The organism is Mycobacterium sp. IDUB_37, from assembly GCF_055419245.1.
Genome location: NZ_JBVAXG010000016.1, coordinates 79,823 through 103,144 on the forward strand (window position 1 = coordinate 79,823; position 23,322 = coordinate 103,144).

The following is a 23,322-nucleotide window of genomic DNA, read 5'->3' on the forward strand; positions in this document are numbered from 1 at the left end:
TGACTCAGATTTGGCGAGGTAATGAAACTCATCGGCTCGGTAGAATGGTTTTCCTACCGCTAAGACCCGGCTCGGGAGCGGTTTTATTCGCGTTACCCGTTACTAGCGGCCCCAAAGTAGTGAGGACACCAAGTACATGCCTGGCACCAGGGACGCCCAGCGGGTCTTCGACGCCGGCGTGCTGTCGCTGGGGATCCCGATCGACGGGTTGGAGACGGACCGCGATGTGCAGTACGCGGCCCTGGCGTTCAAGCGCGCCACCGAGCACGACCCGCAGATGAGTGACGCCTGGCTGGGGCGAGCGGCAGCCGGTGACACCAGCAGTGAGGTGATCTACAACCTGTGGCGCACCAGCAGGGAGAATCTCAACCGTGAGCAGCGCCGGCTTGGGCTACCCAGACATGCGCTCGCCGGCCGATTTCAGACCGGGCTGTACCTCGACTACACGCTGAGCACCCTCACCGAGGTGTGGTTGGCGTACGCGGCAACCATGGTCGAGGGCAAGGATTTCGACGAGGCCGTGCGGGTGCTCGACGAGTTGGACGACATGCGACGCTCGATGCCCGACGGCGGCGCGGACGCCGCCGAGATTTGTGCCTACGTTCGGGCGGTGGTGTACTTCACCACCCAACGGTGGCCGGATGTACTTACCGCGCTGGCTAATTCGGCCTCATTCGAGGACCAGTACATAGCCGCGGGGGCGCACCTGATGGTGGGCTCGGCGTGTGCGCAGATGGGGTTGTTCGGCGAAGGTATTCGTCGTTTGGATCAGGCCATCGAGGGCCCGATTCCGGCCGCCGGTCGCGCTGCGGAATTCTGCAAAGGCCTGACACTGCGCGAGATGAACAAAGAGGCCGAAGCCCGGGTGATCTTTGAGCGAATCTATAGCGAGGAGCCAGGATTCGAGGCGAACACCGCGGCGTTGCACGACCCGAAATACCGCCTCATCATCTGCACCAGGGAGGACATCGAGTCCCGCGCAAACAAGTGGGATCCCGCCAGCGCCCGCAGTGCGCGAGAGGTCAACGCCGAAAGTCTGGCTGAACGCGGCAACGAGTACCTGCGGACCGCACAGATCGAGTTGGACCGTCAGATCGGGTTGACCGGGGTCAAGCTGCAGGTTGCCAAGTTGCGGTCGGCGGCGAAGTTGGCCAAAGTCCGCGAAGGCAAGGGACTGAGCGCGGCCGCGCGCAGCCTGCACCTGGCCTTCACCGGGCCTCCCGGAACCGGTAAGACGACCATCGCCCGGGTGGTTGCGCAGGTTTACTGCGGTCTGGGCCTGCTGAAGACGCCCGCGGTGGTCGAGGCGAAGCGCAGTGATTTCGTCGGCGAACACCTTGGCAGCACGGCGATCAAGACGTCGGCTCTCATCGACTCGGCGATGGACGGGGTGTTGTTCATTGACGAGGCATACACACTCATTCAGTCCGGACTGGCCGGCGGCGACGCCTTCGGCCGTGAGGCGGTGGACACCCTGCTGGCCCGGATGGAGAACGACCGCGATCGGCTGGTGGTGATCATCGCCGGATACGACGCCGAGATCGACCGGTTCCTGGCTTCCAATGAGGGCATGGCTTCTCGCTTCACCAAGCGGATCCGGTTCGCGTCCTATGACGCAACGGAATTGGGTGACATCGGCCGACTGATCGCCAAGACTCGCGACTCCGAATTGACCGATGGCGCCTATGACGAACTGGTCGCTGCCTGTGAACTTCTCTACGGAAATGAGTCCGCCGACGACACCGGCCAGCTACGTCGTGAGATCGATCTGGTGGGCAACGGACGTTTCGTCCGCAATGTCATCGAAACCGCCGAGGAGGAGCGGGAGTATCGGCTCAGTGAGCGCGAGGACATCAGCGTTGAAGACCTCGACGAGGCGCAGTTGATGCGCATCGAGGTCAGCGACATGCGCGCCGCATTGGAGAACGTGCTCGGTATGTCGGCGCGCCCGTTGACCTCGAGAACGCAGTAGTCGTGAGCGAATCCCCCCAGGCGCCCCGGCCATCCACGGGTTTCAAGCGCAGCAGTGACGCGGACACCAATCCTATTCCGGTGCAGGCAATTCAGGCGCAGCTTGCCCAAGAGGCGCAAGCGGCGCAAGAGGCGCAGGTAAGCGCCGACACCGACGAGGTGACCGTCGCCGAGAACCTCCCGGCCGCCGAGAACGCCCCGATCGCCGAGGACGTCGCGGTCGTCGAAGAGCCTCCGGCGCGTTCCGGCCCGATGACGGCGGGCACCCGGGTTATCGACCTGCCGCCACCGGCGGATCCCGACCCGATGTCGCAAGGCACGCAAGTCATTGAATTGCCTTCGCAGCCAGTACTTCCGGATCCGATAGCCGAAGGTACGGTGGTCTTGCCGCTGCCCGCTCGACCGCCGCAGCTGCCACCGGCACCTCCGCCGCCACCACTGCCGCGGCCGCCGGCCAGACCGGACCCGAGGCTGAATCCGCCCGCACCACCACCGATGTCAACACCCTTCACCAGAGGCGCTGTCAGGCCCGACGCTGCACCGCCGCCACCCGGGTTCGGAGACCCGCGCATGCCGTCGCCGACGGATCTGGGTCTGGTGCGTCGGGTCCGGCCATTGCCGCAGAGCGGCTGGCGCAAGGTGGTTCACCGGGTCACCGGGCTCAATCCCAAGGAATCCGAGCAGGAGAACACCCGCCAGCGATTGGTGGCGCGGGTGAGTCAACCGGTGCGCGGCGACTACAGCATCGCGGTTTTGTCGATGAAGGGCGGCGTCGGCAAGACCACGACGACCGTGGGTTTGGGATCCACCTTCGCGGCGATTCGCGGAGACCGTGTCATCGCCGTCGACGCGAACCCCGACTTCGGCACGCTGGCTCAGCGGGGGCCCGATCAGAGTCGCTCCACGGTGCGCGATTTGCTGTTGGACGACAACATCTTTCGCTACTCAGACATCCGTCGGCACACCTCGCAGAGCACCAGCCGACTGGAAATCCTTGCCTCCGAACGCGATCCGGCCACTTCGGAAGCTTTCTCCGACGCCGACTACCGCGTGGTGATCCGGCTGCTGCAGCGGTTCTACAACCTCATCCTCACCGACTGCGGCACCGGACTGGTGCATTCGGCGATGGAAAGTGTGTTGGACGAAGCCGACGCCATCGTGTTGGTCGCCTCGCCCGCAATCGATGCTGCGCGAAGCGCTTTGGCGACGTTGGACTGGCTGGAGCATCATGGACGTGGCCATCTGGTACCGAATGCGACGGTGGTCATCAGCGCCTCCCGGCCGGGTAAGTCGTCGGTCGATCTGGATCGGCTGGCCGCGCAGTTCCTCACCCGTATCCGCGCAGTTCATGTGATCCCGTTCGACGACCATCTGGCCCAGGGCTCCGAGGTGGTGCTGGATCTGATGGCAAGCCGTACCCGCCAGGCCTTCCTCGAGTTGGCCGCGTCGATCGCCGACGGTTTCGCGCACACCAAGCGCGCGGACCGGATTCCTCGCCCCTAATCGCGACCGCGCGAGATACAGCCACGGCGGCCTTTTTGGCGCGTCGTGTACGTCAGCTATCAGTCGCGGCGCTACCTCCCGTGCCCTCCCTGTCAGCAAGTTCCACGGTTGTTGAATTGCCCCTTGACAAGTCTAGTCACCAACTGTTGACTTAATTCAACAGTTGTGGACATGAACGGCTTGTGGAGGTCTGTGATGTCGTTTCTCAGCGTCATGCCCGATGTGGTGGAGTCCTCGGCGCTCTTTGGTGACGGTGGTGCCGGCGGCGTCGGCGGCTACTCCAACCAGGGCGTCGCCGGCGCCGGTGGCGGGGGCGGGTTCGCCTGGCTGCTCGGCGCCGGCGGCAGCGGCGGCACCGGCGGATATGGCCGGCTGGACATCGGCGGGGCCGGCGGCGTCGGCGGCAACGGCGGATTGCTCGCCGGGCTGCTGGGTTCTGGTGCCGGCTCGGGCGGACAAGGTGGGTTTGGCAGCGTCGCCGGCGGCGCGGGTGGTGCCGGCGGCAACGCCGGATGGCTTGCCGGTCCGGCCGGCGCGGGTGGTGCCGGCGGCGGAGGCTCGATCGCCGGCGCGGGCGGAGCGGGCGGCAACGCCGGGCTGTTGTGGGGCAGCGGCGGTGACGGCGGAAACGGCGGTGCCGGTGCAATCGGCGGCGCGAACGGTGGCACCGGCGGCGGAGGCGGCTTCCTGTTCTCCAGCGGCGGCGCAGGAGGTGCCGGCGGTTACGGGGCCAGCGGATCCGGCGGGACGGGCGGCACCGGCGGCCAGGCGATCTTCCTCGCGTTCGGCGGGTCCGGTGGTGCCGGCGGCAGCGGCTCCGTTGCTGGGGGTGTCGGCGGAATCGGCGGCACCACAGCCATTTTGGGCGTGTCCGGTTCCGGTGGTGAAGGTGGTCAGGGCCAACTGCTCGGTGGCCAAGGTGGCAGCGGCGGCGATGGCACGCTCGTCGGCGACGCCGGTAACGGTGGCAACGGCGGAACCGCCGGCGCAGTGGGGACACCCGGCGCGGGCGGGAGCCGCGGCAGTGGTGGAGTGGTCTTCGGTATCGACGGGCTGGACGGGCTGCCGTGAGCCCGGACTTGCAATCGCGTCTATCCGCCGCGCGCCGCGATCATGGCCGAGCGATTGACTTTCGTTGCCGCGGTGCGGGGTATCGCGTCGACGAACTCGACGGTCTTCGGCGCCTTATAGGGGGCCAGGCGCCCCTTGGCGAAGTCGATCACCTGCTGCTCGGTCAGCGGTCCGGCGGCTTGTGCTGAGACTTGGACGACGGCATGCACCCGCCGCCCCCATTGTGCGTCCGCCAGGCCGATGACGACGACGTCGGCGATGTCGGGATGCCCGGACAGCGCCGATTCGACTTCTGCCGGAAAGACATTGGCGCCGCCGCTGATGATCATGTCGGCGCGGCGGTCGACGATGTAGAGGAAGCCGTCCTCGTCCAGGTGGCCGATGTCACCGGCGGACCGGAAACCGTCTTCTGTCGACGGCAGCGGTGGTGCCCCACCCAGATAGCGGTAGCCGGCGCTCATCGCCGCCCGCAGGTATACGTCGCCGTCGTCCCCGGGGCCGACGGGACGTTTGTCGGCGTCCAGAATCCGGATCTCGGTGTCCCGGAAGCCCCGTCCGACGCTGCCCGGATGACTCAGCCACTCGTCGCCCCGCAAGGCGGTGAGCCCCAGATTCTCGGTCATGCCGTAGGCCGTCACGATCTGTTCCGGGCTGAGCAACTCGAACCAGGTGCGCAACAGCGACGGCGGCATCACCGCGGCGCCCTGCAGGATGAACACCACGCTGGACAGGTCGCGTTGCCGGATGTCGGGCAGCGCTGCGACGCGTGCCAGCATGGTCGGAGTGGCGGTGAAATTGCTGATCCGGTAGCGCTCGATGATGTCGACAAACAGTGCCGCGTCGAACTTTTCGAGGATCACCAGATGATCGCCGCTGAGCAGCATCAGGAAGGTGGCGAAGCCGTTGGTGTGATACATCGGCGCCGGCACCATGATGATCTGCGGCTTGGCCACCGGAGTCCAGTTCGACAGAAACGGATCGCCCTGCTGCGGTATCCACAGCGACGGCGCCAGGTTGAGGATCACCTTGGGTACACCGGTGGACCCGCTACTGCAGATTCCATTCGCTGTCGGGGAAATGGCTGTGGGCAGCGGGCTTTCGGGTTCAGTCTTCGCGAGTGCGTCCAACTCCCAACGGCTGGTGTCGTCGACCACCACGGTGGGATTGATCACCGCGCGCACCCGGTCGCGCTCCCACTCGGGCAGATCCCAATGCATCGGAATCGGAACCGCGCCGACCTTCCAGCACCCCAACGTGGCCAGCACCAGATGTACGGAATTCGGGATCGCAATGGCGACAAGGGAACCCGTGGTGGCGCCGCGCGCGGCCAGCGCACGTCCCCATTGATTGGCGCGGGCATCGAGTTCGGCGAAGGTTAACTGCTGCGTGCTGCCGTCGAGCGCGACGACGGTTACCCCGGGCTTGTCGCCCTGTTGTTCCGCCATCTCCTGCAGTTTGGTGCTGAAAGGTACGCCGTCCTCGAACGGGTTGACGGGTGCCTCGGTGCTCTGGGACTGTGCGCTCGTCACGCCGAGACTCGTCTGTTGAACAACGTCTCCAGGTGCTCGTCGCGCACGTCGGGAATCAGGCGCAGGCTCAGCGCCTCGGGGCTCAACGGCAACCGGATCAGCGGTTGGGTGTGCCGGTCGAGCACGCTGACGTCGGACTCGTCGCAGAATCCCAGGGCGCCGAGCAGTTGGTGTGAGGTGCGCAGCACCTGGCGTGCGGTGTCGGCGGCCTTCAGGCGCAGCACTAGGGCGTCTGCCGAAAAAGTCTGCGCTGGTGTCGATTCCGGCCGGCTGATGGTGTACTTGGCGAGTTCGTGCAATCCGCGCGCCGCCACTGCGGCATCGGCGATCGAAAATCGGACGGCTTGGAAGTCCGCGAGTGGCTTGCCGAACTGCACCCGGGCCTGCACATGCCCGGTGACGATGGCCAAAGCCTGCTGCACCGCACCCAGAATCCGCCATGATCCCAGCACGAGATGAAGACTAACGTCGGCCGCCGGAACACTTCTTTGGGGTCCCTCGAGGGCCGACAACGAGGCCGGCACCAGGAATGGTCCCAACTTGGAGTTGGTCCGCGACGCCGGACGTGCCTGAAAGCAATTTCCGTCAAGGTCAGTGGCGATCCAGTCGCCCGGCAGGTCGCCGTGGTCGATGCGAGGTGCGGTTGGGTCTATCAGGCTCAGCCGAGCGTCGTCGATTGCCAGCAACTCCTCGACGAGCGGGTACGGCAACGCGGTCGCGCCGGCCGCCTGGCAGAGCACCGCGGCGGCGAGCAGGTCATCGGACCCGGACCGGACATCCAGGTCGAACGCGCCGAGTTCGCTAAGGGCGATGCGGGCTGCCTGCCGGACGCTGTCGTCGGTCTCGGCGCGCAGCGCCGCCTGCGGACCGCCCACCCGGGTCAGTCGCTTCGTGGCAACGGCCGCAAAGTCGGCAATATCCTGCGGCAGTTCGGTATTCACCGGTGCTCTCCTAAAACTTCGCGCGCCACCATCATGCGCTGGACTTCGATCGTTCCCGATGCCACCGTGGCGGCCTGCGCATAGCGCCAATGGTCGTCGACCGCGCCGTGCAGCGCCGCGGAGCCGCCACTGTCCAGGGCGGTCGGACCCAGCACATCGAAGAGCAGTTCGGCGACCAGTTGATCGCAGGTCGTGGTGGCGATGCGTGCCGCACTGGCCGCAGCACCGGCCGACGGGTCGTCCTGCAACGACACCGCCCGATAGGCCATCAGCCTGGCTACCCGCAGGTCCACGAGCGCCCGAACCCACCGCGCGCGAATCGATTCGGGCAGCCGGTCCCAGTCTTCCCCCAGCTGAGCCTGCATCCGGTCCAGCAGTGATTCGCAGCGCGCATACCGCGCGATACCGACGCGCTCGAACGCCAGTGCCTCACGCATGACCCGCCAACCGTCGCCGGGCTCGCCCAGTATGTCGCCGGGGTAGGCCGCCAGATCGTCCAGGAAAACTTCGTTGAGATGATGCGGCCCCAGCATCGACGGAATGCCTCGGACGGTGAACCCGGCGCGGTCCATCGGGATCAGAAAAAGACTGAGCCGCTTGGACTTCGGCGCATCCGGGTGGGTGCATGCGGCGAGCACGCACCAAGATGCCATCCGTGCATACGACGTCCACACCTTCTGCCCGGTGATGCGGTAGCCGTCTCCGTCGGCGACGGCGCGAGTGCGCAGCGACGCCAGATCGGTGCCTGCTTCGGGTTCGGAGAATCCCTGGCACCAGATCACCTCGCCGGAGGCGATGCCGGACAGATGTTGTGCCTTCTGCTCGGCCGTACCGTGCCGCATGATGGCCGGGCCGACCCAGTTGATGCCCATGTACTGCGGACCGCGGGGTTCGTAGTTGGCCCACATCTCTTCGCGCAGCACGGTCTGCTGCCAGATCGAACCGCCGCCGCCGCCGTGCTCTTTGGGCCACGCCAGCGCCAGCAACCCCTCCGAGGCCAGCAGTTTGCAGAAGGTTTCGGTGGTGGCCAGGTCGTCCGGATCGTCGGTGCAGGCGCCGAGGAAATCTGCGGGGATGTTGTCAGCAATCAACTGCCGCAACCGGTTTCGCAGCTCTCCGGCGTCGTCGCCGAGGTCGTAATCCATCGTGGTCATCCCTTCGGCAGCCCGAGCAGCCGCTCGGCGATGATGTTGCGCTGGACCTCTGAAGTCCCGCCGTAAATGGTCGCGGCCAGGGCATCCTGGCGTTCGAACAGCAAGTCCGGGTCGTTGATCGATGCTGGCCCGGCCGCGGCCGCGCTCAGCTCCCAAACACGTTGCAGCGTAACCGATCCGAGTAGCTTCATGGTGTCGGCTTCCGGGCTGGCTCGACCGGCGAGCTCATTGTCCAGCGCGCGGTATCCGGTGGCCCGCAGCGCCTCGGCGTCGGCAAGCAACGTGCCCAGTTCGGTGTAGAGATCCGGGCTGTTCGCGGCGGCGGCAGCGCCTGCGACCGTAGCCAGACCGCGTTTGATCTCGACCCAGTTCATGATCCAAATCATCTGGCGCTCATGGTGTAACGACGACAGCGCGACGTTCCATCCACCGTTGAGCGGGCCCAGCAGGTTGTCCACCGGAACCTCGACGTCGTCGAGGAATACCTCGCAGAAGGTCTCGTCGGAAATCGATGCCATCCGAATCGGTTCGATCCGCACACCCGGTGACTGCAGGTCGAGAATCAAGCACGAGATGCCGCGATGCTTCGGTGCGTCCGGATCAGTGCGGGCATACAGCGTGCACCAACGGGACAGGTGTGCATGGGTGGTCCAGATCTTGTGGCCGTTGACCCGGAAGATGTCTCCATCGCGTTCGGCGCGAGTACGCAGTCCGGCGAAGTCCGATCCGGCTTCCGGTTCGGACATGCCCAGCGCCCACCATTCCTCGCCGCGCAGCAGTGGAACCAACAGGCGGTCCAGCTGTGCGGGTGTGCCGAACTGGCGGAGGCCAGGTGCGACGACACCCGGGCCCTGAATGTTGGGCAGTTTCGGAGCGGAGCGCAGTGCGCCTTCGATGCGGATCTCCATCGCGTCACGCAGCCCCAGCGACCGCCCACCGTGTTCGCGCGGCCAGGTGGGTTGCAGCCAGCCGGCCTCGAATGCCGCCCGCTGGTAGTCGGTGCGCAGCGGAATGTCCCAGCGGTACTGGCGATATCGCTCGTAGTAGTCGTCCGGCAGGAAGTCGCCCAGCCAGGCGCTGAACTCCTCGATCACTGATGTCATGCCGCGCCTCCCGCGAACCGGCGGCCGACTTCGTGGTAGAGCGCGCGGCTGTCGCCGAGCATGGTCGCGCCCTGCCAGGCGTGTCGCACGTAGAGGTGGGCGTCGTGCTCCCAGGTCTGGCCGAGTGCGCCGTGGACCTGGACGGCGGCGCGCGCGCAGGCCGTCGCGGCGTCGGCGGCGGCCGCCTTGGCCAGGGCGGCCGACGTCCAGTCAAGTGGCCGGGACGCCGCGGCGTAGGTGAGACTGCGGGCGCGCTCCACACTCACGTAGTTATCCGCCAGCGCGTGCTTGACGCCCTGGTACGCGCCGATCACGGTGCCGAACTGCTTCCGGTTCTTCGCGTACTCGACCGATCGCTGCAGGGCGGCACTCGCCACGCCGACCAGGTCGGCGGCGGCCGCCAGTAACGGCGCGGCCAGTGCCGATTCGATGGATTCGACGGCGGCGACGGCCAGGGGTTCCGTGTCGATCTCGACGTCGGCACCGGGTTGGGCGGGGTTCGTCGACTCGCCCGAAGAAATCGTTATCTCGTCACCGTTGCGTGCCACCGCCACTACTGGCCCGTCATCGGTGGCGGCCAGCGTGACGATCAACTCGGCTCTCGCAGCGTTCGGAACGGCCACCGCGTAGCCGCGCAGGCGTCCGTCTCGCAGCGCGCAAGGTGCGCCCGGCAGTCGTCGTGCGGGGGAGTGGACCGCCAGGGTTGCCACCACTCCGGCGGCAATGTCGGCCAGCACATCGGCAACGCTGCCGTCGGGAAGGGCAGCGGTCAGTGCGCCCGCAGCCATTCCGACGCTGCTCAACAGCGGGACCGGCGCGAGCGCGGCGCCACACTCCTCGAGGACCAGAGCCAGCTCAACGGGGCCGAATTCGCCGGTCGGATCGGGCGCGGCGAGTTCGGCCCAGCCCAGGTCGACGACCGTCTTCCACAGAGTGCGCCAGCGCTCCGGATCGTCCAAGGACTGGCGGGCGGCGTCGGGTGGACACTCGGCGCGCAGGATGGCACGCACGGTGTCGCGGAGAGCCACCTGCTCCGAAGTCAGACCAACATCCATAAGACCCCTAACATAATAAAAATAGTAAACTAGCGACCTGCGCGCAATCGCAGCCGTCGGGGACCATGTTCGGCGAAATGATTAGGTGGACGAATGGTCGAGTGGTATCTGTTTCTGCCACAGGTGCGGTTGCCGGTCGCCGACATCGTGCATCGGGCCCAGCACGCCGAGGTGGCCGGATTCGACGGGATCGCCTTCATCGATCACCTTGAGGCACCCGGGCAGGCAACCGAAAACATCTGGGAGGCAATGAGCATTGCCGGCTGGGTGGCGGCGATGACCCAGCGGTTGCGCGTCGGCCATCTGGTGTTGTGTGACGCATTTCGGCATCCGGCCGTGCTGGCCAAACAGGCGGTCACCCTGGCGGCGGCATCGGAAGATCGGTTCGATCTCGGCCTGGGTTCGGGATCCTGGCCTGCGGAGTTCGCCAGATTCGATGTTGGCCAGCAGGATCCGGTGGCCCGCGTCGAACAACTGGGCCGTCACCTGGAACTGATCCGGCACTACTGGGACGGCGGCCAGCAGCCCGGGCCGGCGCAACCGATACCGCTGGTACTTGGTGGCAGCGGCCCCAGGATGATGAAACTCGTTGCCCAGTATGCGGATTGGTGGAATCTGCAGGCGAATCACCTGGACCGGCTGCCCCGGCTTGCCGACGACGCGGGTTCGGCACGGATCTCGGTGCAGCAGATGGTCGGTTTCGCACGCTCGGATAGTGATCCCGCCGCGGTGCGCGAGGTGAGCACTCGGCGATTCGGTCACCTCGGGCCGGGCCTGGTGTGCGGCGGCGCGGACGAATTGAGCGGGCATTTCGCAGGTCTGGCCGAGCAGCGGGTCGAGCGCTTCTACGTATGGTTTGCCGACTTCGCCGCCCCGGCATCGCTTGCCGAATTCGGGGAAACGGTGATCAAGAACTTCCCGCACGCTGCGTCGTCGCACGGCGACGGGCTTCGGTAGGCACCACCGGCGGACGCGCGTACGGCCCGCGCTCCACCGCGCTCAGCCGGATCTCCGGCAGATCGACGGACGGGGCGACGGTGTCCAGCCACGCCACGGCCTCGGCGATATCGGACACCTGAATCGCGTACATCTCGAAGGGAACATCCTGCAGCATCTCGGTTTCCACCGGACCCGGGGTAACCAGATGCACGGCGATACCGTCGCGGTCGACTTCCATTGCCAAGGCGCGGGCGAACGCGTTCATGCCTGCTTTGGAAGCTGAGTAGGCGGTCCGGCCCATCATCGGTTCGTGGGATGCCGACGACGAGATGAAGATCAGCCGCGAACCGGGGCGCATCCGGGGCAGCACCGCCGAGGTCACCACGAAGCACGAATCCAGATTGGCCGAGATGATCGTGCGCCACTGCTCGAACGTCTGCTTGCGGGCATACGTTCCGCCCAGCGCGCCCGACGCGTGAACGACGAGGTCGATGTGCTCGAGTGTGCTCATCGCAGCGGCGAAGCCGTCCGGATCCGATGCGTCGGCCACGATCGCCCGCGCGCCGAGTTCGTCGGCCGCTGCACGCAGCGGACCTTCGCGACGTGCCACTATCGCCACGTCGTAGCCGAGTTCACACAGCTTGGCGGCGCAGGCTTTGCCGATGCCACCGCTGCCGCCGGTGACTACCGCGGTTCTCACGGCCTGCGGACGTCCCGTGGGCGTGACATCGCTTGCGGGGACAGTGCGTAGATCCGTTGTTCGGGCCGGCCGGACAACACGTAGGTCTGGGTGTCGGCGAGGTGTCGGCCTGCGATGCGGCGGGCGCGGTCGACGTCGCCCTCGGCGATGGTTTCGGTCAGCTTGATGTGGGTGTTGAGCGCCGCCCGCCGTCGCGCCAGCGACGGGTAGGTGCCGCGGGCAGCACTTTCGTCCGCCCACTGCTGTTCGTGGCTGCTCCATAAGGTTTCCAGGCTGCCGACGACCGCGATGATGGTGTGGTTTCCGCAACCGCGAACGATGAGATTGTGGAATTGGCGGCCGATTTCGGTGAATTGCCGGCCGTCCTCCAGGTTTTCGGCCATGGCGTCGTTGACTTGCTTGAGTTCGGGTACCAGGGTGTCGGCGCGGTCGGCACGCTGGGCGGCCAGTGCGGCACACGCGGGCTCGAGTTCCTGCAGCGCCATACCCAGATCGCTGACGGCGACGTTCTCGCTCTGCAGCACCAGACCGAGCATGTAGGCCGCGCTGGTCTTCGCCGGCGCGTGCACCACAGCGCCGCCACGATTTCCCCGTCGCACCGAGACCAGTCCCTCGGTCTCGAGGATGCGCAGCGCCTCGCGCAGCGAAACGAGGCTGACCTTGAACTGGTCGACCAGCACCTCCTGGCGCGGCAACAGATCGCCGTCCGCGAGTTCGCCGTCGATGATCTGACGCCGCAGTTCGTCGGCTACGATTTCGGCGATTCTCGGGGCCGACAGCCTGCGACGGGCGTCGGGTCCAATTCCCAGGGCGGTCATCCGAGTCCTCGCAAGCTAAAGCAGGATCAAGCGCACGGTCGCTGGCCCCGCGAACTCAACTGGCTTAGCTATTTTAGCAGTAATGGTATAAATAGCCGCGTGAGTCACGGGGCCGATCACCGGCCGACGCCGCTTGACGATCTGCGGGTCGTCGAGGTCAGTGACCGCTTGGCGGGCAGCTACTGCGGGAAGCTGTTGGTGGATGCCGGGGCGCAGGTCCGTAAAATCGAACCGCCGCAAGGAGATCCGTTGCGGCGGTACTCGGCGACGTGTTCGCCGGTTCCCGATGGTCAGGCCTCGCCGTTCTTCAGCTACCTCAACGCCGGCAAGGGCAGTTTAAGTGTGTCGCCGGATTCACCGCGATTTGAAGCCGAACTCGCCGCTGCCGACGTGGTGGTGGTAACCGCCGGGCGATCGGGGGCCGCGGCGCTGGGGATCGATCCGCAGCAATTGCTGGCCTCCTCTGAGCAGGCAATCGTCGTCACGATCTCCGATTTCGGCTGGACTGGTCCGTTCGCCGACCTCGCCGCCACCGAGTTCACGCTGCAGGCCTGGTCGGGTTGCACCGGCTTTCGGGGAGATCCCGCCGGACCGCCCATCTCGATCGGTGGCGATCTCGGTGAGTACATGGGGGGTGTGTACGCCGCATTCGGCGCGCTGGCGGTGCGGCGTCGCGTCGAGCGCGGCGGCCCGGGCGAACACCTGGACCTGTCCATGCTGGAGGCGATCACCGCGATGCAAAGCAGCGAATGGCTGCATTCCCAGCTGCTTCGCGTCCCGCCGATCCGCCGCACGCTGGAAGTGCCCTCCATCGTCGCCGCCAAAGACGGCTACGTCGGAATCACGATGGTCACCGGCCAGCAATGGCTGGATTTCGCCGCGATGGTGGAATGCCCTCAGTTCGAGGAGATTCCGCAACTGCGTTTCCAGATCGGCCGCTGGGAGTACCGGGACTTCATCTACGAGTCCATCGGTCCGTGGATGGCGCAGCGGACCGTGTCGGAGATCGTCGAGTTGGGCCAGCTGTTCCGCCTGCCGATCGCTGCGCTGGGCAACGGGGCGACCGTCCGCGACATGGATTACATGACCGAACGCGGGGTGTTCGTTGCCAACCCCGCCGGCTTTCACCAGCCCCGGCCGCCCTGGCTGATGTCGCGGTGCGCGCCCGCCCCGCTGGGTGAGACCCCGGATGTCGGTGCAGCTGACAACGAATCTCCTTGGCAGGAAAGAGAATCCGCACCGGCGACGAAAGCGGCCGGGTTGCCGCTGCAGGGTGTTCGCATCGTAGATCTGACCGCCTTCTGGGCCGGCCCGGCGGCCACTCATCTGTTGGCTGCCTTCGGCGCCGACGTGATCAAGGTGGAGTCGATCCAGCGCCCGGACGGTATTCGGTACTCGGGCGGCATGCGCACCGACGTGGACGACTGGTGGGAGTACGGCTGGGTTTTCCAGGCAATGAACACCAACAAGCGTTCGGTGACACTGGATTTGGGATCCGAGGAAGGGCGGGGACTGTTCCGGACGCTGGTTGCTCAGGCCGACGTGGTGATCGAGAATTTCTCGCCGCGAGTCATGGATCATTTCGGTCTCACCGCCGAGGTACTACTGGACATCAACCCGGAACTCGTCGTCACCCGGATGCCGGCGTTCGGGTTGGACGGACCGTGGCGTGAACGAGTCGGGTTCGCTCCGACCATGGAGCAGATCGGCGGTCTCACCTGGGTGACAGGACTGGCCGAAACACCGCCGGTGACTCCGCGCGGAGCCTGCGATCCGCTGGCCGGCGTGCACGCCGCGTTCGCTGTGCTGGCTGCGCTGCACTTCGCCGAACGCACCGGAACCGGCCAGCAGGTCCAGCTACCGATGGTGGAGGCGGTGTTGAATACCACCGCAATACAGCCGATCGAAGCCGAGGTCTTCGGCAAGACGCTGAGCCGGCGGGGAAATCGCGGTCAGGGCGGAGCGCTGCAGAACATCTACCGATGCGCCGGACCCGACGACGACTGGATCGCGGTCAGCGTAGGTGACGACACGCAGTGGGCAGCGCTGGTTTCGTTGCTGGGTAAGCCGGCCTGGGCTGATGGCGTGTCGACCGTCGTTGACCGACGTGAGCGGGCCGACGAGATCGACGTCCAACTGGCAGACTGGTTCGCCGGTCGGCCGCTCGAACCGACGGTGGACCTGCTGGCGAGTGCGGGCATACCGGTCGCGCCCGTCGTGTCACCGACATTGGTGACCGAGAACGCCCAGTTAAACGACCGGGGGTTTTTCGAGTCGCTGACCCACCCAAGCACCGGACCCGGCCTCTATCCCACTCCGCCGTTCGCCCTACTCGCCGGGCAACGCCACTGGCTTCTGCGCCCACCGCCGACTCTCGGCGAGCACAATGAAGAAGTACTGCGCGATCAGTGCGGGCTCAATGAGGAGGACCTCGCGCACCTCGCTGCCGGCGGGGTGATCGGAAACCGACCGGCGGGCCTCTAGAGAAAGTAAGGGGACATCTGATGCGCGTGATCGTTGATCCGGACATGTGTGAAGCCAACGGGTTCTGTGAGTCGCTCGCGGCAGACATCTTCGAGTTGGGTGACGAGGACGTGGTGCAGATCGCAGACGGCGATGTGCCCGAAGACCGCGAGATCGACGTTCGCGCCGCAGTGGATCAGTGCCCACGGGCAGCGCTGCGCATCGTCGACTGACCGGATCTGTCGGCGCCTCCCTTTAGAGTCGGTGCGCACAGCAGTCGAGCTAACCGGGAGGCGTCGATGAACGCGCTTGATATGTCGAACTACGCCGCGATGCGGCCGTACTTCGAGTTGATCGCCGAGGCGTTGACCGGCCTGGTCGACGGGAACGATTTCTTCGCCATTCATGCCGAGGACGTGGTGGTCGAGTACATCATCACGGTTCCGGACTACCCGCGCAGAATTGTCGGGCGCGACGCGCTGGCCGAACTGTATTCCGGATACGGGCAGGCGATCGTGCAGACCGGCAGCAGCGATGTGCACCGCTACTACGACCCAGACAAGTCGGTGGTGGTGCTGGAGTACACAATTCACGGCCATGTGGTGACGACGGGTGCGCCGTACGCCAACCGATTCGTCTCGGTGATCACCATCAGAGACCGCAAGATCGTGCACTGGCGCGACTACCTGGATCCGTTGGCGGTGCAGGCCGCTTTTGAAAGCTGAAGGGCCACATGGTGAATGGCGGTGCGCGCTGACCGCCCAGGGGCCGGATTGACGTTCAATGTCTAAAATAGTAAAAATAGAGATAGTTGTCGAACCGCGGTGAAGTGCGGGCGGCCCCTTGCCGTGCGGCCGCGTGCGAAACGGAGAACTCGTGACGGATACCATTTCAGGCACCGATTCAGGCCTCGGTGCGGACCGGATCGATCCGTCGGAACGGGAGTTCGGTCCGTCCGGCATCGCGTTGTCCACCTATCGCTTCCCGACCGGCTGGTTCATCGTCTCGTTCGCCTCCGACTTGAAGCCCGGCGAGGTCAAGCGTGTGCACTACTTCGGCGAAGAGTTGGTACTGTTCCGTACCAAGTCTGGCAAGGTGCACGTGCTGGACGCGTATTGCCAGCATCTCGGCGCCAACATGGGTGTCGGCGGCACGGTCGAGGGCGAACACATCGTCTGCCCCTGGCACGGCTGGCAGTGGCGCGGCGACGGCACCAACGCGCTGATCCCGTACAGCAAGATCGGCTGTAAGAACAACGTCCGTATCCGGACCTACCCGACCACCGAGTGGTACGGCTTCATCCTGGTCTGGCACGAGCGACACGGTCGCGCACCGTACTGGCAACCGCCAGTGTTGCCGGAATTGGAAACCGACGAGTATTACCCGCTGCACCCGCACAGCCGGATGGTCAACCGGGTCAAAGTTCACGCGCAGATGATCATCGAGAATGCGGCCGATCCGTACCACGTGCAGTACGTGCACAAAGCCGCGAATCCCGCCAACACCACCTCGTTCGAGACGAACGGCTACCACCTGCACGCCACCGTCAGCGCCCATTTCGGTGGCGGTCGGGCCAAGACCTGGCTGACTCCGAACGGACCGGTGGACGCCAAGATCATCTACGACAACTACTCGTTGGGGCTTGGCCTGGTGCGGTTCCCCAGCGACCTCGTCGCCACTATTGAAGTCACCGGCCAGACCCCGGTCGACGAGGACTACACCGACTACTTCTACACCCAGGCCTCCGTTCGCGAGCCCGGGGATTCCGGCGACGTGCCCACCGGTCGCGCGGCCAAGTTTCTGGCGCTGCAGCAGGAAGTCATCAAGCAGGACTTCTTTACATGGGAGAACATGAAGTACCTGGAGAAGCCGAACCTGGCGCCGGAGGAGGCGCGCGACTACGCCACCCTGCGGCGCTGGGCGCACCGCTTCTACCCTGGCGTGGAAGCGTCGCCGAAGGATTTCGGATACACCGCTGACGGTGAGCCGGACCCGGCGGCATCGCCGGCCTGACCGGCAGTCGGATTAGCACCCAGCGTCTGATGTGCGCCGAACGGGCCGGCCCACCCAATCCTGCCGATTTCGGTGTCGATCACTTCGCTGTTTCCGACGTACTGCGCCGTCGCGCTGAGCAGTATCCCGACCGGGTGATGATGTCCGTGGCCGGCGAAGATATCACCTTCGAGCAGATGCGAAGGCGGTCGGGTGCGGCGGCCGGCTTGCTGGCCGATCTCGGCGTGGGCGTGGGTGATTGCGTGGCATTGTTCACCGCGACCTGCCCGGAATGGATCTACTTCTGGCTGGGTGCCGCACGGATCGGAGCTGTGAGCGCCGCGGTGAACGCGGCGAACAAGGGCGACTTTCTGTTGCACAACATCGCGCTGTCGCAGGCCAAAGTGATCCTCACCGACAGCGAGCGGCGAACCCGGATCGAGGAGATCTCCGATCAGCTGAAATCCGTGAAAAGCATTTTGGTGCTGGGAGATTCACTGACAACGGCGCTGGAATGCGGTGACCCTGCGCCGGACACGACAGTCGACGACGCCGGTGTCGGGGCACTGTTCTTCACTTCCGGCACCACCGGTCCTTCGAAAGCCGTTGCCACGTCGTGGCAGTACCTGTTCTCGGTGGCCGCGACCGTCGTCTCGGCGTGGGAGTTCGCCGCCGGGGAAACGCTGTGGACCGCGATGCCGCTGTTTCACCTGAGCGCGGCTCCGGCGGTGCTGGCGCCACTGCTGGTTGGCGGAAAGACTCTGCTGGCCAGTTCTTTTCATCCTGGCGAGGTATGGGACGAGGTGCGTGCTCACAATGCCATCGGCTTTGTGGGAGCCGGCGCGATGGTCTCGATGTTGCAGAGCCTGCCCCCTGACCCCCAAGACACCCAGTTGCCCTTGCGATTCATCTCCGCAGCGCCGATCGATGCGAATTCCTACCCCGCGGTCGAGCAGCGTTATGACTGCCGCATCGTCACGATGTACGGCCTGACCGAGGCGTTTCCCCTCGCGGTCAATGGCGTTGCCGACGAAGGTGTTCCCGGCGAATCGGGCCGGCCAAATCCGAATTTCGATGTGCGGATAGTCAACGCCGACGGCACCGAGTCGGCAACCGGAACGGTGGGCGAGATCAGTTGCAGGGCGAGATATCCGGGAGTGATGAGCCTGGGTTACGTGTGCGCCGACGAGCGGCAGGGGCTGTCCGTGGATCCGCACCCAGAATGGTTCCGCACCGGCGACATGGGCAGATTCGACGCTGACCGCAACGGAGACTTGCACCTGACGTATGTCGACCGCGTCAAGGACTCGTTGCGCCGCCGCGGTGAGAACATCTCTTCGGTGGAGCTGGAGACGGTGGTGATGGGCCATCCGGCGGTGCAGGAGGCCGCCGCGGTCGCAGTGCCCAGTGACCTGGGTGAGGACGACATTCTGTTGGTTGTGACGTTAAAGTCCAGTGCCACACTTGATTACACCGAGTTGCTGGATTACTGCTCCGCGCGGATGCCCTACTTCTGCGTGCCCCGATTCGTCGATATCGTCGATCAACTACCCAAGAATGTCATCGGTCGGATCCGTAAAGACGTGTTGCGCGCCCGCGGATTGAGTGCGGATACGTGGGATCGGGAGAGTCACGGCTACGTAGTAAGCCGATGAAAGACAGGTTGGAGAAGAAATGAGCATGACCTATCAGGAACAGCAGATGCTGCAGGCCGCAACTGGCCGCGCGGGCATTCTGGATCTGACCGCCCGGCACAATCGGGCGTACTCGGAAGGCGACCGCGACGTCTGGATCGCCACATTCCGTCATTCCGGCGCCAGCTATCTGCGTGACGGGAAGACGTTCACTGACCTGCGTGCGGCCTTCGACGGCGGCGACGGGCAGCGCCTGGTCACCGTCGACAACGAGATCCATGTCGATGGCGTCAATGCGACCCAGCACTGTGTCGCGATTCTTTTCACCGCCGTACACGACGAACCCGCCCTTCGGGCCACCGGGACCTATCGGGACCAGCTCACCTATGAGCGCGGCGGTTGGTACTTCACATCCCGGGAACTGCAATGGGATTCGGTGCCGAGCCGTCACCTCGTCGGGTAACTGACAGGTCACCGGGGCCCCCGAACCTCGGCACAGCTCTCAACTTGCCTTCGGCGCTCGTGAGACGCGCTGCGGGGGTGGTCTGAAATACGCGTCGCTGCGCCTGAGGATCGCTCCTTAACACCATCAACTATTGCCCCGGGAGATAGTGGAGCCAGGCGCTATTTGGCGTGTGCGCAATTTTGCTGCGTTGAATGATGCTGTTCGGGCGTAAAGCGGGTCCCGGGGGCGTAGCGTTTCCATCCGGCTGTCGGAGGCCTTCTCTTGCGTCAATTTTATAACTAGTGATCGGGCGTTCTGATGGCTTCGTATGTGTTCTTGGCACCCGGCGATCTGGCTGCGGCGGCGACGGATTTGGGTGGGATCGGGTCGGCAGTGAGTGCGGCGTCTTCGGCGGCGGGGGTGTCGACGACTGGGGTGGCGGCGGCGGCCGGCGATGAGGTGTCGGCGGCGATTGCCGCGTTGTTCGGCACGTATGGCCGGGAGTTTCAGGCGGTCAGTGTGCGGGCGGCGGATTTTCATGCCCGTTTTGTGCAGACGCTGACCGGCGCCGGTGCGGTGTATGGGGGTGCGGAGGCGGCCAGTGCGGCGTCGTTGGAGCAAGGTCTGCTGGGTTTGATCAATGCTCCGACGAATCTGTTGTTGGGGCGTCCGCTGTTGGGTCCGGGTGTTGATGGTGCGGCGGGGTCGGGTGCTGCTGGTGGTGCGGGTGGGTTGTTGGTTGGTCGTGGTGGTAACGGTGGGTCGGGTGCGTCGGGGCAGGCCGGGGGTGCGGGTGGTGCTGCTGGCTTGTTGGGTCCGGGTGGCGTGGGAGGGACTGGCGGTGTTGGGGCTGCCGGCGGTGTGGGGGGTAGTGGTGGCTGGCTATTCGGCAATGGCGGGGCTGGTGGGGTGGGGGGTGTGGGTAGTTCCGGCGGTGCTGGGGGTAGCGCATTGTTGTTCGGCCATGGTGGCGCTGGGGGTGCGGGCGGTTCAGGCGTGGCAGGGGCATTGGGGTCTGCGGGGGCGGCCGGTTCTGCGACTGCGGCGGGCGGCACTGGTGGGCTGGGCGGAGACGGCGGTAGCGCGGGTTCGGGCGGGGCTGGTGGTCGTGGTGGGTTGATATTCGGTGATGGCGGCGCCGGTGGCACTGGTGGTGGGGGTGGTGTCGGGGGTGCCGGCGGTGCCGGTGGTGTGGGGTGGGCGGCGACTTCGCCTGGTGTGACGGGTGGCGAGGGTGGTGATAGCGGTACTGGCGGGCATGGCGGTGCTGGTGGTGCGGGTGGGGTTGGTGGGCAGGGTCATGGGTTGTTTGGTCGTGCGGGTGTCAATGGTTCCGGTGGTGCTGGGGGTGCCGGCGGTAATTCGGGCGTTGCGGGTACGGGCGGGGTCGGCGGGGCCGGGGATGCGGTGACCGCTGGCGGTATCGGCGGGGTGGGTGGCGATACCGGCGGCGTCGGAGTGGGTGGTGTCGGTGGGGCCGGGGGCGGTCCGGGTGCTGGTGGGGGCGCTACGGGTGCGACGGGGTCGGTGGTGGCTGGGGGTACCGGTGGTGCGGGTGGGGCTGGGTTTAATGCCACGACAGCAGGTGGGTCGGGCACGGCCGGGGGGATGGGTGGCGCTGGGGGTAGTCACGGTAATGGCGGTGCCGGTGGTGCGGGCGGCAATGGTGCGGCCGGCACTGATGGGGTCGCCGCGACAGCGACGGGGCAATCCGGCGGTGACGGGATGGCCGGCGGGTCGGGTGCGGTCGGCGGGGCCGGTGGCGCGGGTGGATCGGTGTCGGGCAATGGCGGTGCCGGTGGTGCCGGCGGTCGCGGTGCTGATGGCGGTGACGGCGGCGCCGGGTTCAGTGGCGAAGCCGCGAAAGCGCCTGGTGCTGTGGGGCAGGCCGGTGGTTCGGGAGGCAACGGTGCCGGCGGCGGTAATGGCGGTAACGGCGGAGCCGGTGGCACCGCGGTAAGTGGAGCCGCGGGTGCTACCGGTGCGGGCGGTAGTGCCGGTAATGGCGGTAACGGTGCGATCCCGGGTGATGGTGGCACCGGCGGCGCCGGGGATGCGGTGACGCGTGATGGCGGGGCAGGTGGAGCTGGCGGTGATACCGGGTTCGGCGGCAAGGGCGGCACAGGAGGCGTCGGTTCCAGCACCGGAACCAACGGCATTGACGGCACGACACCCACTGGGGTGCTGGGCAACGGCGGTGCCGGCGGTGCGGGATTCAACACGCTGGCGGCGGGTGTCGATGGCGGTGATGGTGGCGCTGGTGGTGCGGGCGGTAACCGCGGTAATGGTGGCGCTGGTGGTGTGGGCGGCAATGGTGCTGCGGGCACTGATGGGGTCGCTGCTTCGGTGACGGGCCAGTCCGGTGGTGTCGGGATGGCCGGCGGGGCGGGTGGTGTCGGCGGGGTCGGCGGTGTGGGCGGGTCGCTGGCGGGTAACGGTGGCGCGGGCGGTGCGGGTGGGCACGGCGCTAATGGGGGAAATGGCGGGGTCGGGGCGACGGGCGCTGATGCGACAGCGGCCGGCGGGGTGGGCCAGGCGGGCGGTTCGGGCGGCGACGGCGGGGTTGGCGGCAATGGCGGTGCCGGCGGGGCCGGTGGTTCGGCCGCGAAGGGCGCCGCCGGGGTGACGGGTGTGGGCGGTGCCGCCGGCGATGGCGGCAACGGTGCGACTCCCGGCGACGGCGGCAAGGGCGGGGCCGGTGACGCGGGTACCCGTAACGGCGGTGCGGGCGGTGCCGGCGGGAACACCGGGTTCGGTGCGGCCGGCGGCAAGGGTGGCACCGGTGTGAGCACTGGTGCTGACGGCAGCAAGGGCACGACGCCGACGGGTGTGTTGGGTAATGGTGGTGCCGGCGGTGCGGGATTCAACACGCTCGCGGCGGGTTTCGATGGCGGGGACGGTGGCGCGGGTGGCGCGGGCGGTAACCGCGGCAATGGCGGTGCTGGTGGTGCGGGCGGCAATGGCGCGGCCGGTGGTAACGGCGCTGCCGGCATGGCGCCCGGTGAGTCTGGTGGCAATGGGGTGGCGGGCGGCGCTGGTGGTGTCGGCGGCGCCGGCGGTGTGGGCGGATCGCTGGCGGGTAATGGCGGTGCCGGTGGCACGGGCGGGCACGGTGCTGACGGCGGTGATGGTGGCGCTGGGGTTACCGGCGACGCTGCGACGGTCGCCGGCAGTACCGGCCAGGCTGGCGGTAATGGCGGCAACGGCGGTGGCGGCGGCAACGGCGGCAATGGCGGGGCAGGCGGTACCGCGGCGAAGGGTGCCACCGGGTTGACGGGTGCGGGCGGTAATGCGGGGAACGGCGGTAACGGTGCCGCCCCGGGTGACGGCGGCAAAGGCGGCGCCGGTGACGCGGTGACTCGCGATGGCGGGGCCGGCGGAGCGGGGGGTGACACCGGGCTCGAGGGCAAGGGCGGCACGGGCGGCACGGGTGTGAGCACCGGCAGCAACGGTATCGATGGCACGACACCGTCGGGGGTGCTGGGTAACGGGGGCGCCGGGGGTGCCGGGTTTACCACCACTGCGGCGGGTGTCGCCGGCGGCAATGGTGGTGCCGGCGGTGCGGGCGGCAACTACGGCAACGGCGGCGCCGGGGGTGCTGGTGGTAACGGTGGGGCTGGTGCGGCGGGGGTGAACCCGAACCCGGTGGCTCCGGCGGCTGATGGCGATGACGGCACCGGCTACCCGCCATCCTTCAACGACGCAACGCCGGGCACTGGTGGCGCGAACGGCACGGTGAGCGGTCAGGCCGGCGGTAATGGCGGCACGGGCGGCACCTTTGTGAGTACCGCGGGTCCGGGTGTCGGTGCGAACGGTGGTGCCGGCGGCGACGGCGGCCTGGGCGCGCCCGGCGGCAGTGGTGGTGCCGGTGGAACAGGCGGATCAGTTGCGCTGACCCAGGCCACCGGCGGTACTGGCGGTGCCGGCGGCGATGGTGGTGCGGGCGCGGCTGGTCAGGCCGGTGGCGCGGGTGGCGCTGGTGGGGCCGGCGGGTTGGGCGGATC

At 66.7% G+C, this 23,322-nt stretch carries 18 protein-coding genes; 11 read left to right on the forward strand and 7 right to left on the reverse strand.

All coding sequences use genetic code 11. The features are described 5' to 3' along the window. Positions 1 to 136: 136 nt before the first annotated feature. From eccA to ACZY1I_RS31505, 3 genes are all read left to right on the forward strand, one after another. Positions 137 to 1,972, forward strand: a complete 1,836-nt coding sequence (eccA, locus tag ACZY1I_RS31495) for a type VII secretion AAA-ATPase EccA (RefSeq protein ID WP_463761512.1) — start codon at positions 137 to 139, stop codon at positions 1,970 to 1,972. 80 nt (positions 1,973 to 2,052) lie between these two features. Then, on the forward strand, positions 2,053 to 3,474 hold the full coding sequence (locus ACZY1I_RS31500) for a MinD/ParA family ATP-binding protein (RefSeq protein WP_463761537.1): 1,422 nt from the start codon (positions 2,053 to 2,055) through the stop codon (positions 3,472 to 3,474). Positions 3,475 to 3,645: 171 nt separating this feature from the next. Next, on the forward strand, positions 3,646 to 4,545 hold the full coding sequence (locus tag ACZY1I_RS31505) for a hypothetical protein (RefSeq protein WP_463761513.1): 900 nt from the start codon (positions 3,646 to 3,648) through the stop codon (positions 4,543 to 4,545). A 20-nt stretch (positions 4,546 to 4,565) separates the two neighbouring features. On the opposite strand, the gene ACZY1I_RS31510 is transcribed toward ACZY1I_RS31505, so the two are convergent. The 5 genes from ACZY1I_RS31510 to ACZY1I_RS31530 all read right to left on the reverse strand — a co-directional run bounded on the left by ACZY1I_RS31510 (position 4,566) and on the right by ACZY1I_RS31530 (position 10,327). Then, positions 4,566 to 5,990, reverse strand: coding sequence for a class I adenylate-forming enzyme family protein (locus ACZY1I_RS31510; RefSeq protein WP_463761538.1), 1,425 nt, complete (start codon positions 5,988 to 5,990; stop codon positions 4,566 to 4,568). 80 nt (positions 5,991 to 6,070) lie between these two features. Next, complete coding sequence (locus tag ACZY1I_RS31515) at positions 6,071 to 7,015, reverse strand: acyl-CoA dehydrogenase family protein (protein WP_463761514.1); 945 nt, start codon at positions 7,013 to 7,015, stop codon at positions 6,071 to 6,073. Then, positions 7,012 to 8,169, reverse strand: a complete 1,158-nt coding sequence (locus ACZY1I_RS31520; RefSeq protein ID WP_463761515.1) for an acyl-CoA dehydrogenase family protein — start codon at positions 8,167 to 8,169, stop codon at positions 7,012 to 7,014. The genes ACZY1I_RS31515 and ACZY1I_RS31520 overlap by 4 nt, the downstream gene beginning before the upstream one ends. Then, a complete protein-coding gene (locus ACZY1I_RS31525) occupies positions 8,166 to 9,272 on the reverse strand; it encodes an acyl-CoA dehydrogenase family protein (RefSeq protein WP_463761516.1) in 1,107 nt (368 codons plus the stop codon). Before ACZY1I_RS31525 ends, ACZY1I_RS31520 begins: the two co-directional genes overlap by 4 nt. Further along, positions 9,269 to 10,327, reverse strand: a complete 1,059-nt coding sequence (locus tag ACZY1I_RS31530) for an acyl-CoA dehydrogenase family protein (RefSeq protein WP_463761517.1) — start codon at positions 10,325 to 10,327, stop codon at positions 9,269 to 9,271. Before ACZY1I_RS31530 ends, ACZY1I_RS31525 begins: the two co-directional genes overlap by 4 nt. Positions 10,328 to 10,420: 93 nt before the next feature. Here ACZY1I_RS31530 and ACZY1I_RS31535 point away from each other — a divergent pair, with 93 nt between their 5' ends. After that, on the forward strand, positions 10,421 to 11,284 hold the full coding sequence (locus ACZY1I_RS31535) for an LLM class flavin-dependent oxidoreductase (RefSeq protein WP_463761518.1): 864 nt from the start codon (positions 10,421 to 10,423) through the stop codon (positions 11,282 to 11,284). On the opposite strand, the gene ACZY1I_RS31540 is transcribed toward ACZY1I_RS31535, so the two are convergent. Continuing rightward, positions 11,235 to 11,966, reverse strand: coding sequence for an SDR family oxidoreductase (locus ACZY1I_RS31540; RefSeq protein ID WP_463761519.1), 732 nt, complete (start codon positions 11,964 to 11,966; stop codon positions 11,235 to 11,237). The genes ACZY1I_RS31535 and ACZY1I_RS31540 overlap by 50 nt on opposite strands. Next, positions 11,963 to 12,784, reverse strand: coding sequence for a FadR/GntR family transcriptional regulator (locus ACZY1I_RS31545; protein ID WP_463761521.1), 822 nt, complete (start codon positions 12,782 to 12,784; stop codon positions 11,963 to 11,965). Before ACZY1I_RS31545 ends, ACZY1I_RS31540 begins: the two co-directional genes overlap by 4 nt. Before the next feature lie 87 nt (positions 12,785 to 12,871). On the opposite strand from ACZY1I_RS31545, the gene ACZY1I_RS31550 reads away from it, so the two are divergent. The 7 genes from ACZY1I_RS31550 to ACZY1I_RS31580 form a co-directional block, all read left to right on the forward strand. Beyond that, positions 12,872 to 15,268, forward strand: coding sequence for a CaiB/BaiF CoA-transferase family protein (locus ACZY1I_RS31550; RefSeq protein WP_463761539.1), 2,397 nt, complete (start codon positions 12,872 to 12,874; stop codon positions 15,266 to 15,268). Positions 15,269 to 15,288: 20 nt separating this feature from the next. After that, positions 15,289 to 15,480, forward strand: a complete 192-nt coding sequence (locus tag ACZY1I_RS31555; protein ID WP_463761523.1) for a ferredoxin — start codon at positions 15,289 to 15,291, stop codon at positions 15,478 to 15,480. Positions 15,481 to 15,546: 66 nt separating this feature from the next. After that, entirely contained in the window at positions 15,547 to 15,972 is a 426-nt protein-coding gene (locus ACZY1I_RS31560) for a nuclear transport factor 2 family protein (RefSeq protein WP_463761525.1), read from the forward strand. A gap of 163 nt (positions 15,973 to 16,135) precedes the next feature. Continuing rightward, positions 16,136 to 17,260 (forward strand): aromatic ring-hydroxylating oxygenase subunit alpha, encoded by a 1,125-nt coding sequence (locus ACZY1I_RS31565; protein WP_463761541.1) that lies wholly within the window; start codon positions 16,136 to 16,138, stop codon positions 17,258 to 17,260. A gap of 29 nt (positions 17,261 to 17,289) precedes the next feature. Beyond that, positions 17,290 to 18,894, forward strand: a complete 1,605-nt coding sequence (locus ACZY1I_RS31570; RefSeq protein WP_463761526.1) for an AMP-binding protein — start codon at positions 17,290 to 17,292, stop codon at positions 18,892 to 18,894. Between the two features lie 19 nt (positions 18,895 to 18,913). Further along, positions 18,914 to 19,336 (forward strand): nuclear transport factor 2 family protein, encoded by a 423-nt coding sequence (locus ACZY1I_RS31575; protein WP_463761528.1) that lies wholly within the window; start codon positions 18,914 to 18,916, stop codon positions 19,334 to 19,336. A gap of 300 nt (positions 19,337 to 19,636) precedes the next feature. Beyond that, a partial coding sequence (locus ACZY1I_RS31580; protein ID WP_463761530.1) for a PE family protein occupies positions 19,637 to 23,322 on the forward strand: 3,686 nt, incomplete at its 3' end.

Bases quoted from the DNA above. Each gene is read 5' to 3' on its own strand.
- eccA (WP_463761512.1), top strand. From the start codon at position 137: ATGCCTGGCACCAGGGACGCCCAGCGGGTCTTCGACGCCGGCGTGCTG.
- ACZY1I_RS31505 (WP_463761513.1), top strand. From the start codon at position 3,646: ATGAACGGCTTGTGGAGGTCTGTGATGTCGTTTCTCAGCGTCATGCCC.
- ACZY1I_RS31510 (WP_463761538.1), bottom strand. From the start codon at position 5,990: ATGGCGGAACAACAGGGCGACAAGCCCGGGGTAACCGTCGTCGCGCTC.
- ACZY1I_RS31520 (WP_463761515.1), bottom strand. From the start codon at position 8,169: ATGACCACGATGGATTACGACCTCGGCGACGACGCCGGAGAGCTGCGA.
- ACZY1I_RS31525 (WP_463761516.1), bottom strand. From the start codon at position 9,272: ATGACATCAGTGATCGAGGAGTTCAGCGCCTGGCTGGGCGACTTCCTG.
- ACZY1I_RS31530 (WP_463761517.1), bottom strand. From the start codon at position 10,327: ATGGATGTTGGTCTGACTTCGGAGCAGGTGGCTCTCCGCGACACCGTG.
- ACZY1I_RS31535 (WP_463761518.1), top strand. From the start codon at position 10,421: ATGGTCGAGTGGTATCTGTTTCTGCCACAGGTGCGGTTGCCGGTCGCC.
- ACZY1I_RS31545 (WP_463761521.1), bottom strand. From the start codon at position 12,784: ATGACCGCCCTGGGAATTGGACCCGACGCCCGTCGCAGGCTGTCGGCC.
- ACZY1I_RS31555 (WP_463761523.1), top strand. From the start codon at position 15,289: ATGCGCGTGATCGTTGATCCGGACATGTGTGAAGCCAACGGGTTCTGT.
- ACZY1I_RS31560 (WP_463761525.1), top strand. From the start codon at position 15,547: ATGAACGCGCTTGATATGTCGAACTACGCCGCGATGCGGCCGTACTTC.
- ACZY1I_RS31570 (WP_463761526.1), top strand. From the start codon at position 17,290: ATGTGCGCCGAACGGGCCGGCCCACCCAATCCTGCCGATTTCGGTGTC.
- ACZY1I_RS31575 (WP_463761528.1), top strand. From the start codon at position 18,914: ATGAGCATGACCTATCAGGAACAGCAGATGCTGCAGGCCGCAACTGGC.